Origin of the sequence: Limnohabitans sp. 15K (assembly GCF_002778285.1) — a bacterium.
In the GTDB taxonomy this organism is placed as follows: Bacteria; Pseudomonadota; Gammaproteobacteria; order Burkholderiales; family Burkholderiaceae_C; genus Limnohabitans_A.
The window spans coordinates 88,163-99,970 of record NZ_NESM01000005.1; the positions used below are offsets into that span (position 1 = coordinate 88,163).

An 11,808-nucleotide genomic window follows, 5' to 3' on the forward strand; every position below is an offset into this window, starting at 1 on the left:
TGCCTGTCACCCCGACCGTCCGTTTGGGCGGTCTTTTTTTGAGCCCATGAACTTTCGTCACCTGACCCGCGTGGTGTTGACCTTGATGTCTGCACTGTTGGCTGTGCAAGTGTGCCTCTGGTTGCACACGCCGATTCCTTGGATGCTGGGGCCTTTGCTGGTCACGGCCTTGGCTTCGGTGTTGGGCGCGCCCACCCGCAGCGCCACACCCTTGCGCAACGCTGGGCAATGGGTGATCGGGGCGGCGCTGGGGCTGTACTTCACGCCACAAGTCGGTGCGTTGGTGGTCAGTTTGTGGTGGGCGATTGCTTTGGCCGTGGTGTGGGCATTGGCGTTAGGAGCTTTGTTCGGTGCTTGGTTGCAGCGTCAGCATGCGGCTGATTTTGCCCATTTGCCACCCGGCGCAGGTCGAGCCACCAGTTACTTTGCCAGTGCGATCGGCGGCGCCTCTGAGATGACTTTGCTGGCTGAGCGCCACGGTGCACGCACCGATTTGGTGGCGGCGTCGCACAGCGTGCGTTTGGTGATCGTGGTGTTGTCCGTGCCTTTCGCCATGCAGTGGGTGCAAAGTCACTGGGGCTTACCCGTCGATACCCGCTTGTTGCCAGGAGCCGGTGGGGTGCAGTGGCCCGGTTTGCTTTGGCTGTCACTGGCCACGGCGGTGGGGGCATGGGTCATGACCTTGTTCAAGCGCAGCAATCCTTGGTTCATGGGGGCTTTGCTGGCATCGATGGGGCTGACCTTGTCGGGTATCGAGTGGTCCACGGTGCCCACCGTTTTGTCGAATGCGGCGCAGTTGGTGATTGGTGTGAGTTTGGGTGTGCGTTTTCAGCGGGAGTTTGTCCATACCGCGCCGCGCTGGTTGTTTTCGGTGGCTCTGGGCACGGTCGGCATGTTGCTCTTATCGGTGGGGTTTGGCCAGTGCTTGGCATGGGCCACAGGGTTGCCAGCCGCCACGCTGATTTTGGGAACGGCCCCGGGTGGCATTGCCGAGATGGCCATCACCGCCAAGGTCTTGAAGTTGGGGGTGCCGGTGGTCACGGCATTTCAGGTTTGCCGCTTGGTGGCCGTGTTGATGCTGGTCGGACCTCTGTTTCAGTGGTTGGGCAGGCGAAAAAAAACCGCCTGAACAAAGGCGGTGGGTGGATGGCGGTTCTGGCTCAATGCACCACGACCGGCTGTTGGGCCAGACCGGTATAACCTTCCAGCGTGTCCTCGACTTCTTCTTGCGTCGGGGTGTGTTGCTGCCAAGCTTGTATTTGCTGCTGGAACATTTCGGCCCAAGAGCCATCCAGGTAAACCTCTTTGCCTGAACGCTTGTCCACGATTTCAAAACCATGGCGCTCCAACAGGTGTGCGCTGGGGGTGACCGCGGGCTCGGCTGGCGCGTTGGCCAATACATGCATCACGGCGAAGGTTTCAGATTCGTACAGCAGGTTCATGGCTTCATTCTCTCTCAACTTGTGCTCAACAGGTGGGGCTTTTGGGATGAACTTCAAGATGACGTGGTTTTACCGACGGGAGATGCTGTCAAAGGCAAGGCCGGCAAAGGCTCCTGCCCTACGAGCATCATGTCGATGAAGTCGCCGCTGACTTGGGTGATGCGAATGCGCACAGGCAACCAGCCGTATTTTTCGGCCATCCAGAACTCGACCTTGGCGTCAAAACGGTTGCGAGGCTGACACACCCATTTGGCCGTTTGCAAGGTTTGGGCGTCCAATTTCAGAGTTTCTGCGGCATCCATGGTCAGCAGCCAAGGCTGGGCGTCACGTACCGTGGCGGTTTGAATCTGCAGCCGCGTGCCCGGCTGAAACCGTTGGGGTTCGCCCGCCATGGCGGCGGCCAGTTGCACATACAGGCTCACCTGGTCTTGCGCGCCCGGCTCCAAAACGGCCACGGGCGCGTTGCTGCTGAACACCACCCGCTTGTTGTCGCGGTCAAAGTGCGTGGCACGTTCGTTGCGCCAGCTGTCTGAAAAGCGCGTGGGGGCGAGGCCCGTGGCGTTCACCAGGCCCACGCTGCGCCAGTGGCGTGTGCCCAGCAAAAACGCCCGAACCGACAAACTCGTGGCGTAAGCCGTGTCGTTGAACTGCCAGCGCAATTCGCCCGTGGCATGGTAAGTGAGTCCTTTGGAGGCCCCCGTCAGGCGGTAGTTCAACAGGCTGGAAGGGGGCAAGGCCCCCAGAGGAATCAGGGGCATGGCAGCGGTGGCCACTTGGGCTTGTGCCTGGGCTTCGCTGGCAGGGGGGGCAGGGTTTTGTGCCTGGGGCAGGGGGCTTTCAGCCGATGCGTTCAAGGGGACCGCTTGGGTGGGCTCGGCAGCGGTGGGTTTTGGCAAGTCTGCTGCGTCCGATGCCGGGGCTTGTGCTGTGGTTGGCGCAGCTTCGGTCAGGGGTTCTACAACAGGTTCGGGTGAAGGCATGGGGCGCGCGGGGCGCGATGCTTCGGTGGCGATTCGGGTTTTGGGGGCGGCCGTTTTTTGGGGGACGGGCGCAGGCACTGCCGCTGCTGGAGGGGGTATCCAGCGCGTTTGCATGGGGCCGCTGCGCACCTCGTTGTCGGCGGGTAAACGCAAATCCAGTGTGCCCGACACGCTGAGCAGCGCCAGTCCATGCGCCACCAGCACGCAAAGCACCAAGGCGACCAAAGTGCGGCGAGAAGGCGGCCCCGACAAGACGGCCATGTCTTGCGCGGCCGGTGGTGGGCGTTTGGAAGGCATCAACCCAGCCAACCCAAATCGGCCGACAGTTGTTGGGAGAAGTGGCGCAGGTGTTGGGCAATCGGTCCGTCCCAGGCGGTGTCGAGGGTGGCCGAGGAGCCCAGCGACACCACACCCAAGACCAAGTGACCGTCTGCATCAAAAACAGGGGCGCACCAACCGGAAATGCCGGGCAACAACACATTGACCACGCGGCCCAAACCTTGTTGCCGGGTTTCTTTGACCATCGCTTGCACTTGGGCTGGGCTGTTGGGCAAGTCGCTGCGGCCCAGTTTGCGAGCCAGGGCCAACTCTTCTTCGATCATGGGCGCGGCTTTGTTGGCCCCGCCGCCGTGGTCGTTGAAAGCTGCAAAGCAGCGCCCGGTGGCCGAAGACAAAAGCGGCATCACATCGCCCAAGCGCAGGCTGACCGGCGCGGCCAGAGGCGTTTCTTGCCAGTGCACCAAGGTGGGCCCTCTGTTGCCCCAAACGGCCAGTGCGGTGGTGTGGCCGGTTGCTTCGATCAAGGCGGGCAACCGCTCTCGGGCCATCTTGACTGCGTCCAAGCGGGACAAGGTGGCCAAGCCCAGTCGCAAAGTCGCAGGGCCCAACTCGTAGCGGGTGCTGGTGCTGTCTTGCATCACCAGACCTAAGCGCTGAAAACTGACCAAGTAACGGTGGGCTTTGGCCGCACTCATTTGGGCGGCAGCAGCCAAGTCGCGCAGCATCAAGGGGCCGGGCGCTTGCGCCAACACGTCCAGCAGCGCAAAGCCGACCTCCACCGACTGAATGCCGGCGCGTTCTTTGTCTTCGCCTTTGGCGATGGTGGCTGTGAGGGCTGAGTCCATGTCGCCTAAAATCCGGTTTCGTTTAGTTAAACGGGTTTAACAATGCGTAACTTCTTGGTGGTGCACACTGTAGCGCATCAAGGCACGAACGGACACATTCAAGATGAAATTGGCGACCTACAAAGACGGCTCACGCGACGGACAACTGGTGGTGGTTTCGCGCGATCTGAGCACCGCCCATTATGCGACCGGCATCGCCAGCAAACTGCAGTCGGTGCTGGACGACTGGAACTTTTTGGCCCCCCAGCTTGAAGACCTGTACACCACCCTGAACCAAGGCAAGGCCCGCCACGCTTTCCCGTTTGACCCGGAGCAATGTATGGCCCCGCTGCCCCGCGCTTACCAGTGGGCCGACGGTTCGGCCTACCTCAACCATGTGGAGCTGGTGCGTGCGTCGCGCAAGTCGGAAGTGCCCGCCAGTTTTTACACCGACCCCTTGATGTACCAAGGCGGCAGCGATGATCTTCTGGGCCCTTGCGACCCGGTGGTGTGCGCCAGCGAAGCGTTTGGCATCGACTTTGAAGCCGAAATCGCGGTCATCACCGGCGACGTGCCCATGCAAACCAATGCAGACGACGCCATTGAGGCCGTGCGCCTGATCATGTTGGCCAACGACGTGAGCCTGCGCAACCTGATCCCGAACGAGCTGGGCAAAGGTTTTGGCTTTGTGCAAAGCAAACCCGCCACCGCTTTCAGCCCCGTGGCCGTGACGCCCGATGAGTTGGGCGAAGCCTGGCAAGGCGGCCGCGTCCACCTGACTCTGCAGTCCACTTGGAACGGTCGAAAAGTGGGCATGTGCGAGGCTGGCCCCGAGATGACCTTCCACTTCGGCCAGCTGATCGCTCACATCTGCAAAACCCGCAACGTGCGCGCCGGCTCCATCGTGGGCAGTGGCACCGTGAGCAACAAAAGCGTGGAAGTGAACGGTAAACCCGAGTGGCCCAAAGGCTACAGCTGCATCGCCGAAAAACGCGCCATCGAAACCATCTTGGACGGCCAACCCAGCACCGAGTTCATGAAATACGGCGACACCATTCGCATCGAGATGAAGGGGCTGAACGGCGAGAGTTTGTTTGGGGCGATTGAGCAGGAAGTGGTGCCGCTCGAAGGCTGATCACAGTTTCAGCCAACTCACAAAATGGGCCGCCACGGCCTCTGGCTTTTCCATCATCATCATGTGACCCGATCCAGTCACCACCTGCACTGTGGGGCGGGCGGGCATCAGATCGGCCATGGCCTGGTGTTGCTGGGGGCTGGCCCAAGTGTCCCATTCACCGGCCATCAGCAGGGTGGGCACACGCAGTTGTTGCAACACATCGCTGGCGTTTGGGCGCGCCAGCAAGGCGCGGATCTGGCGCTTGAAAACATCTTCTGACTTGCGCTGGAACATTTGCACAATTTCTTCGATCAGCACCGCATCGGTCAGGCGCGAAGGTGCCACCATGTTCTGCACCCAAACTTGCGCCATCATCCGCACGCCATCGCGCTGCGCCACATCCAGCAGGGCTTGCCGAGTCTGCACTTCCTTTTCACCGGCAGCACCCGCTTCTTTAGGGCGATAGCCAGTGCCCAGCAAGGCCAGCGCCTGCACCCGCTCAGGCGCCATTCGCATCACCTCCAAAGCCACTCGACCGCCCATCGAGTGCCCGGCCAGGTGAAAAGTCTCGGGAGCGGCGTCCAGAATCTGCTGGGCCATCGTGACCAAATCATCGGCCTGACCGTGATCGACCACATGGACTTGGGCATGCCCCTGCAAGGCAGGCAACATCGGAGCCCACGATGCGGCATCGCACATCAAGCCAGGCACAAGAATCAAATGCGGTGTGGTCATGGCGTTTCCGGGTGAATGCAGGAACAGGTCAGTTCTGAAGTATGTCCCATCATGACCGGGACTGAGCCTTGCCAAGCTGGATTGATGGAAGGCCCTGGCGCAAGACCTAAATGAATTTTGTCGTTTATTTATGTGTCGCGCCAAGGATTCAAAAGCGCCACGCCAGTCGCTTCAAAATCCGCCACGTTGCGCGTCACCACCGTGAATTTATGCTCAAGGGCGGTGGCGGCAATCATTGCGTCTCGGTCAGAGCGCGGGTTTGGGATGTGCAGCGCCGCACACACGGGTGCAGTGTTTTCTGCAAAAGGCAAGATGCGACCCGCAAAAGCGGCGCGAACGCCACCCAGCCAATGGCGCAAAGCGCTGCCCTGCGGCGGTGTTTTGCGCTCCAACGCCTGAATGCCCAATTCCAACTCAAGCAGCGTGATGGATGACAAAAAGAGTTGATTGCTGGGCTGGCCTGCGGCCCATTGGCGTACAGCCATGGACGAGTTGGGCTTGCCCTGGCGCAGCTCGGAAATGACGTTGGTGTCCAGAACGAACATGGATCGCCTTCAGTCCAGGGTCGCGGCCTGAATCTGAATCCCCAGTTTGGGCGGATCGAAATCGATGCCTTCACCACTTGGGATGCCGTCCATCACCTCCAGCAGGGAGGGGGCCGATTTTCCTGCCATGCGGTAGTAGTCGTCGATTTTGAGCAATGCAAACGCGGGGCGACCTCGGTCGGTGATGAACACAGGTCCATCCACGGCAGCGCGTTTGGCGGCCGACACGTCTCGTGTGAAGTCGCGGCTTGAAAACGTGTGAATGCTCATGTATTGATCTTTGGGATTAATTGTTTGTATGTTACGACAATTGATTGACTTGTCAATGGTCGGGGCTTGATGTGCTGGTGGCCGTACAGAGGCGTGAAGCGTAAAAAGGCCATTTACGCTTCACGTATGAAGCGTAAATCTCAGTGGGATCGTAGCAACATCCGAAACTCACACCCGCATAAACCAAGGCGATCAACAAACGTAATGACGTGTGGCTAGACTGTTTTGCCAACGGCAACAGCACGGAGAAATACGTGAACCTGTGCCGCGTGTCACGCGCAACGGCTTATCGTGAACTCACGGCGCTGTGCGAGATGGGGGTGTTGTTGCAAACGGGCACGGGGGGCGCGGTATTTTCTAGCCCAGGAGTAGGACTATTTTTATAGAACAAACTTATTTCGGCTTGGATCTTTTTACAAGCACACGTATAGACTGTCTCGTTTTCAAACCATTCTGCCTCCGCCAACTCAAATATTCGGCAGCAGTTTGATCGTTCTTTTCTGTATAGCAACTAGGGCACGCCCAAACAAGATTTTCTGGCAAATATGCGCCCCCTCTTTGGACAGGCATTCGTAGACTGACATTACCTGCGTCAGCAAGGTCTGACTCACAAAAGAAACACGTCAGTGGAGGACGGCAATGCAACCCCTCTGATCGTCTCCAGCCAAAAAAGTCCGATGCCAGCTTGCCTCCTTTGTCTCGATTGCAAGTACGGCATGCGTAAACGATGTTGAAAGCATCATTGGTCCCGCCCTTGCTCAAGGGTGTCCTATGGTCCTTTTCAACAGCTGCATCGCCAAAGTTTGCCTCACAGTAATAACACTTACGATCTTGCATCAATCGAAGCAAGAGAAGCTCGTCTGACGTATGCCCGCCGCCGGCGTTAGTTACACGCTGCTTGTATACAGATCTACTGATCGCTTTTTTTTCTGGATTATCTTGATCCCACTTATTGGCGGTAGCACGCATACATGCATTGCATGTCCAACGCCGTGGGCTAAAAAACTCTCTCGTAAAGGGTTTTGTCACCCCACATTTACGACAAGTCCGCTCGTCCATCAACTAGGCTCCAAACAACACGTTGTCTGCGGCTTTATAGAAAATCAACCGAGCTTCTTCATCAGCAGCGCATTGACCTGAGCCGGATTGGCCTTGCCCTTGCTGGCCTTCATGATCGGGCCGACCAAGCCGTTCAAGGCTTTGGCGTTGCCCGCCTTGAACTCTTCCACGTTTTTGGGGTGGGCGGCCAACACATCGTCGATGATCTTTTCAAGCTCACCCGTGTCGTTCATCTGCTTGAGGCCTTTGGCTTCGATGATGGCGTCGACTTCGCCTTCTTTATTCCACAATCCTTCAAACACCTGACGCGCCGCGTTGTTGCTGATGGTGTTGTCGCTGATGCGGCCGATCAGGGTGGCCAGTTGGGCGGCGCTCACCGGGGCTTGCTCGATGCTCATCTCGCTGGCATTCAGGCGGCGTGAGACTTCGCCCATGATCCAGTTGCTGGCCAGTTTGGCTTGGCCGCAGGCTTTGGCCGTGGCTTCAAAGTAGGCGGCAACCGCCTTGCTTTGGGTGAGTTGCGTGGCGTCGTATTCGGGCAGGGCGTAGTCGCGTACGAAGCGCTCGGCCATCACGCGAGGCAACTCGGCCATCTCGCCTTTGACGCGCTCCACCCAGTCGCGGCCAATCACCAGCGGTGGCAGGTCCGGATCAGGAAAGTAGCGGTAATCGGCGGCGTCTTCCTTGGTGCGCATGGCGCGGGTCTCGCCCGTGTCGGGGTCGAACAGCACGGTGGCTTGCTGAATGGCGATGCCGTCTTCGATCTGGTCGATTTGCCAGCGCACTTCGTAGTCGATGGCTTGCTGCATGAACTTGAAGCTGTTCAGGTTCTTGATTTCGCGGCGGGTGCCCAGCTCGCCACCGGGCTTGCGCACCGACACGTTGGCATCACACCGGAAACTGCCTTCTTGCATGTTGCCGTCGCAGATGCCGATCCAGGTGACGATTTTGTGCAGTTCTTTGGCGTAGGCCACGGCCTCTTCGCTGCTGCGCATGTCTGGCTGGGTCACGATTTCCAGCAGCGGTGTTCCGGCGCGGTTCAGGTCAATGCCCGACTGACCAATGAAGTCCTCGTGCAGCGATTTGCCCGCGTCTTCTTCGAGGTGGGCACGTTCCAGGCGCACGGTTTTGCGCACGGTCTCTTTGCCCACTTCTAAAAAGAAAGACACCTCACCGCCTTGCACCACCGGGATCTCGAACTGGCTGATCTGGTAGCCCTTGGGCAGGTCGGGGTAGAAGTAGTTTTTGCGCGCAAAAATGCTGCGCTCGGCAATGTGGGCGTTGATGGCCAAACCGAACTCGATGGCGCGCTCAACAGCGCCCATGTTCATCACGGGCAGCGTGCCGGGCAGGGCCATGTCCACCGCGCAAGCTTGCGTGTTGGGCTCTGCGCCAAACGCCACCGAGGCGCGGCTGAAGATCTTGCTCTTGGTCGAGAGTTGGGCGTGTGTTTCGAAGCCGATGACGACTTCGTAGCCTTGGACGAGTTTGCTCATGTCAGATGCCCTCCGGCTTGCGAAGGTGGAAATCGGTCGCTTGTTGCAGGCGGTGTGCGGCGTTCAGCAACTGGGCTTCCTTGAAGTAGTTGCCAATCAGCTGCAGGCCCACGGGCATGTTGCCCGCACCAAAGCCTGCGGGCACGCTCATGCCAGGCAGACCGGCCAGCGAGGCGGGCAGGGTGAAGATGTCAGCCAAGTAGTCGGCTACCGGGTCATTGGCGTTTTCGCCAAACTTCCAGGCCACCGATGGAGCCACGGGGCCGGCGATCACGTCGCATTCTTTGAACGCGTTTTGGAAATCGTCAGCGATCATGCGGCGGATTTTTTGCGCTTGCAGGTAGTAGGCGTCGTAGTAGCCGTGGCTCAGCACATAAGCGCCCGTCATGATGCGGCGTTTGACCTCGTTGCCAAAACCTTCGGCGCGGGTCTTTTTGTACATGTCCACCAAGTCGTTGTAGTCCTTGGCGCGGTGGCCGAACTTCACGCCGTCAAAGCGGCTCAGGTTGGAGCTGGCTTCTGCGGGGGCAATGATGTAGTAAACAGGGATGGACAACTCAGTGCGCGGCAGGCTGATGGGCACCAGCTTGGCGCCCAGCTTTTCGTACTCGCGCAAGGCACTGTCCACGGCGGCACGCACATCGGCCGCCAGGCCTTCGCCAAAAAACTCCTTCGGAATGCCAATGCGCAAGCCTTCAAGAGATTGGTTCAGCGAGGCCGTGAAGTCTTCGGCAGGCACGTCGAGCGAGGTCGAATCACGGTCCAGATCCGGGCCGCACATGGCGCTGAGCAGCAGCGCGCAGTCTTCGGCGGTGCGGGCCATGGGGCCGCCCTGGTCGAGGCTGGAGGCGTAGGCGATCATGCCGTAGCGGCTGGCGCGGCCATAGGTGGGCTTGATGCCGGTGATGCCGCAAAAGCTGGCGGGCTGGCGGATCGAGCCGCCGGTGTCGGTGCCGGTGGCTGCGGGCACCAAGCGTGCCGCCACAGCGGCGGCGCTGCCGCCCGACGAGCCACCGGGCACGCGGGCCGTGTCCCAAGGGTTGGTCACTTTGCCAAAAGCCGAGTTTTCGTTGGCCGAGCCCATGGCGAATTCGTCGCAGTTGAGCTTGCCCACGGTGACCATGCCTGCGCCGCCCGATGCAGAAGCGCCGAGCTTTTGCACCAGCGTGGCGTCAAAGGGCGATCGGTAGCCGGTCAAGATTTTCGAGCCTGCGGTGGTGGCGAAGTCGCGGGTAACGAAAACGTCTTTGTGGCCCACAGGCACACCTTCGAGCAGGCCAGCTGTGCCAGCGGCCAAACGGGCGTCGCTGGCCTGCGCTTGGGCCAGCGTCACTTCGCTGTCGATGTCGAGGAACGCGTTGTGTGGGTTGCCGCCCAAACGGGCCAAAAAGCCGGTGGCTACTTCCACTGCGCTCACTTGTTTGGTTTTGAGGGCCTGGGCCAGTTCGGCCACGGTCATGTCGTGCAGAGAATTCATCGTAAGGCTCACTCGATCACCTTGGGCACCAAAAACAGGCCGCGCTCGACGGCGGGGGCGCTTTTCTGGTTCAGGTCGCGTTGGTTGGGTTCACTGGCCACGTCCGGGCGCAGGCGCAGCGTGATGTCCTGGATGGCGGCCACGGGGTGGGCCATGGGTTCGATGCCGGTGGTGTCCACCGCTTGCATGGCTTCAACGATGCTGAAAAAGCCATTGATTTGAGTGAGCATGCGCTCACTTTCGTCTGGCTGGAGTTCCAGTCGTGCGAGGTTCGCGATGCGGGCAATATCCTGCGGGGTCAGGGACATGGTTTGAAAAGAGTTGTAAGGGACCGTGTTTTACAGCGTCAACGGGGCCAAGAAAGGCCAGTTTTGCTGGGGGATCAGGTATTATCCTGTGTTTGGTGCCGCACGCTCTGCAGTCTTCGAGCCCGCCCTGCCAACCCCCCTGATTTGATCGCCGCGCCCACCCCAAAACGCCAAACGATGGCATGGGGATGCCGCGCCAAAGGACTCCTGAATGTTTTCCTCTTTCCGCCGTTATTTCTCCAGTGACCTGGCCATTGACCTGGGCACTGCCAACACCCTGATTTTTGTACGCGACAAGGGCATCGTGCTCGACGAGCCTTCGGTGGTCGCCATTCGCCACGAAGGCGGTCCCCAAGGCAAAAAGACTTTGCAGGCCGTGGGCCACGAAGCCAAGGCCATGCTGGGCAAAGTGCCCGGCAACATCGAAGCCATTCGCCCCATGAAGGACGGCGTGATCGCCGACTTCACCGTGACCGAGCAGATGCTCAAGCAGTTCATCCGCATGGTGCACCCCCGCAGCACCTTTCGGCCCAGCCCCCGCATCATCATTTGTGTGCCTTGTGGTTCCACCCAGGTCGAGCGCCGCGCCATCCGTGAATCGGCGCTGGGCGCAGGCGCTTCTGAGGTGTATTTGATCGAAGAACCCATGGCCGCAGCCATTGGCGCAGGCTTGCCGGTGTCGGCAGCTTCGGGCTCCATGGTGGTCGACATCGGCGGTGGCACCACCGAAGTCGGTGTGATTTCGCTCGGCGGCATGGTCTACAAAGGCAGCGTGCGCGTAGGTGGCGACAAGTTCGACGAAGCCATCATCAGCTACATCCGCCGCAACTACGGCATGTTGATCGGCGAGCCTACGGCCGAAGCCATCAAGAAAAACATCGGCTCAGCTTTCCCCGGCAGCGAAGTCAAAGAGATGGAAGTCAAGGGCCGCAACCTGTCCGAAGGCGTGCCCCGCAGCTTCACCATCAGCTCCAATGAAATCCTCGAAGCCCTGACCGATCCGCTCAACCAGATCGTCTCGGCCGTCAAAACCGCCTTGGAACACACCCCGCCCGAGTTGGGTGCCGACATCGCTGAGCGCGGCATGATGCTGACCGGCGGCGGCGCGCTGCTGCGCGACTTGGACCGCTTGCTGGCCGAAGAAACCGGTTTGCCCGTGCTGGTGGCCGAAGACCCGCTGACCTGCGTGGCCCGCGGTTGCGGCATGGCCCTGGAGCGCATGGACCAGCTGGGCAGTATCTTCACCAGCGAATAAGGCTGGCGAAATCCGGCGCAT

At 59.9% G+C, this 11,808-nt stretch carries 13 protein-coding genes; 3 read left to right on the plus strand and 10 right to left on the minus strand.

The window, feature by feature from the left end:
* Positions 1 to 46: 46 nt before the first annotated feature.
* The gene (locus B9Z40_RS15060; RefSeq protein ID WP_100174186.1) at positions 47 to 1,129 is read left to right on the plus strand and encodes an AbrB family transcriptional regulator; all 1,083 of its coding nucleotides are present in this window, start codon (positions 47 to 49) and stop codon (positions 1,127 to 1,129) included.
* Between the two features lie 31 nt (positions 1,130 to 1,160).
* Here the strand turns inward: B9Z40_RS15060 and B9Z40_RS15065 are convergent, their stop codons facing one another.
* Genes B9Z40_RS15065 through B9Z40_RS15075 form a run of 3 tightly spaced genes read right to left on the minus strand, consistent with a single transcriptional unit; the run spans position 1,161 to position 3,546 of the window.
* Entirely contained in the window at positions 1,161 to 1,442 is a 282-nt protein-coding gene (locus tag B9Z40_RS15065; RefSeq protein ID WP_100174268.1) for a DUF3567 domain-containing protein, read from the minus strand.
* Positions 1,443 to 1,495: 53 nt separating this feature from the next.
* Positions 1,496 to 2,719, minus strand: a complete 1,224-nt coding sequence (locus tag B9Z40_RS15070) for a DUF3108 domain-containing protein (RefSeq protein ID WP_100174187.1) — start codon at positions 2,717 to 2,719, stop codon at positions 1,496 to 1,498.
* Positions 2,719 to 3,546: an IclR family transcriptional regulator gene (locus B9Z40_RS15075; protein ID WP_100174188.1), complete on the minus strand. Its 828-nt coding sequence runs from the start codon at positions 3,544 to 3,546 to the stop codon at positions 2,719 to 2,721. Before B9Z40_RS15075 ends, B9Z40_RS15070 begins: the two co-directional genes overlap by 1 nt.
* A 103-nt stretch (positions 3,547 to 3,649) precedes the next feature.
* Between B9Z40_RS15075 and B9Z40_RS15080 the strand changes: the two genes are divergently transcribed.
* Positions 3,650 to 4,660, plus strand: a complete 1,011-nt coding sequence (locus B9Z40_RS15080) for a fumarylacetoacetate hydrolase family protein (RefSeq protein WP_100174189.1) — start codon at positions 3,650 to 3,652, stop codon at positions 4,658 to 4,660.
* On the opposite strand, the gene B9Z40_RS15085 is transcribed toward B9Z40_RS15080, so the two are convergent.
* The 7 genes from B9Z40_RS15085 to gatC form a co-directional block, all read right to left on the minus strand.
* Positions 4,661 to 5,377: an alpha/beta fold hydrolase gene (locus B9Z40_RS15085; protein ID WP_100174190.1), complete on the minus strand. Its 717-nt coding sequence runs from the start codon at positions 5,375 to 5,377 to the stop codon at positions 4,661 to 4,663.
* A gap of 128 nt (positions 5,378 to 5,505) precedes the next feature.
* Positions 5,506 to 5,922 carry a type II toxin-antitoxin system VapC family toxin gene (locus B9Z40_RS15090; protein ID WP_100174191.1) on the minus strand — a complete coding sequence of 139 codons (417 nt, stop codon included), beginning with the start codon at positions 5,920 to 5,922 and terminating at the stop codon, positions 5,506 to 5,508.
* A 9-nt stretch (positions 5,923 to 5,931) separates the two neighbouring features.
* Positions 5,932 to 6,192: a type II toxin-antitoxin system prevent-host-death family antitoxin gene (locus tag B9Z40_RS15095; RefSeq protein WP_100174192.1), complete on the minus strand. Its 261-nt coding sequence runs from the start codon at positions 6,190 to 6,192 to the stop codon at positions 5,932 to 5,934.
* 393 nt (positions 6,193 to 6,585) lie between these two features.
* On the minus strand, positions 6,586 to 7,251 hold the full coding sequence (locus B9Z40_RS17445) for an HNH endonuclease (protein ID WP_100174193.1): 666 nt from the start codon (positions 7,249 to 7,251) through the stop codon (positions 6,586 to 6,588).
* A gap of 44 nt (positions 7,252 to 7,295) precedes the next feature.
* Positions 7,296 to 8,747, minus strand: a complete 1,452-nt coding sequence (gene gatB / locus B9Z40_RS15105) for an Asp-tRNA(Asn)/Glu-tRNA(Gln) amidotransferase subunit GatB (protein ID WP_100174194.1) — start codon at positions 8,745 to 8,747, stop codon at positions 7,296 to 7,298.
* 1 nt (position 8,748) lies between these two features.
* Entirely contained in the window at positions 8,749 to 10,224 is a 1,476-nt protein-coding gene (gatA, locus tag B9Z40_RS15110) for an Asp-tRNA(Asn)/Glu-tRNA(Gln) amidotransferase subunit GatA (protein WP_233204935.1), read from the minus strand.
* A gap of 8 nt (positions 10,225 to 10,232) precedes the next feature.
* Complete coding sequence (gatC, locus tag B9Z40_RS15115; protein ID WP_100174196.1) at positions 10,233 to 10,532, minus strand: Asp-tRNA(Asn)/Glu-tRNA(Gln) amidotransferase subunit GatC; 300 nt, start codon at positions 10,530 to 10,532, stop codon at positions 10,233 to 10,235.
* A gap of 211 nt (positions 10,533 to 10,743) precedes the next feature.
* On the opposite strand from gatC, the gene B9Z40_RS15120 reads away from it, so the two are divergent.
* On the plus strand, positions 10,744 to 11,787 hold the full coding sequence (locus B9Z40_RS15120; RefSeq protein ID WP_100174197.1) for a rod shape-determining protein: 1,044 nt from the start codon (positions 10,744 to 10,746) through the stop codon (positions 11,785 to 11,787).
* The last annotated feature ends 21 nt before the right edge of the window (positions 11,788 to 11,808 follow it).

Bases quoted from the DNA above. Each gene is read 5' to 3' on its own strand.
- B9Z40_RS15120 (WP_100174197.1), top strand. From the start codon at position 10,744: ATGTTTTCCTCTTTCCGCCGTTATTTCTCCAGTGACCTGGCCATTGAC.
- B9Z40_RS15095 (WP_100174192.1), bottom strand. From the start codon at position 6,192: ATGAGCATTCACACGTTTTCAAGCCGCGACTTCACACGAGACGTGTCG.
- B9Z40_RS15065 (WP_100174268.1), bottom strand. From the start codon at position 1,442: ATGAACCTGCTGTACGAATCTGAAACCTTCGCCGTGATGCATGTATTG.
- gatC (WP_100174196.1), bottom strand. From the start codon at position 10,532: ATGTCCCTGACCCCGCAGGATATTGCCCGCATCGCGAACCTCGCACGA.
- gatA (WP_233204935.1), bottom strand. From the start codon at position 10,224: ATGAATTCTCTGCACGACATGACCGTGGCCGAACTGGCCCAGGCCCTC.
- B9Z40_RS15075 (WP_100174188.1), bottom strand. From the start codon at position 3,546: ATGGACTCAGCCCTCACAGCCACCATCGCCAAAGGCGAAGACAAAGAA.
- B9Z40_RS15070 (WP_100174187.1), bottom strand. From the start codon at position 2,719: ATGCCTTCCAAACGCCCACCACCGGCCGCGCAAGACATGGCCGTCTTG.
- B9Z40_RS15080 (WP_100174189.1), top strand. From the start codon at position 3,650: ATGAAATTGGCGACCTACAAAGACGGCTCACGCGACGGACAACTGGTG.
- B9Z40_RS15060 (WP_100174186.1), top strand. From the start codon at position 47: ATGAACTTTCGTCACCTGACCCGCGTGGTGTTGACCTTGATGTCTGCA.
- B9Z40_RS15085 (WP_100174190.1), bottom strand. From the start codon at position 5,377: ATGACCACACCGCATTTGATTCTTGTGCCTGGCTTGATGTGCGATGCC.
- gatB (WP_100174194.1), bottom strand. From the start codon at position 8,747: ATGAGCAAACTCGTCCAAGGCTACGAAGTCGTCATCGGCTTCGAAACA.
- B9Z40_RS15090 (WP_100174191.1), bottom strand. From the start codon at position 5,922: ATGTTCGTTCTGGACACCAACGTCATTTCCGAGCTGCGCCAGGGCAAG.
- B9Z40_RS17445 (WP_100174193.1), bottom strand. From the start codon at position 7,251: ATGGACGAGCGGACTTGTCGTAAATGTGGGGTGACAAAACCCTTTACG.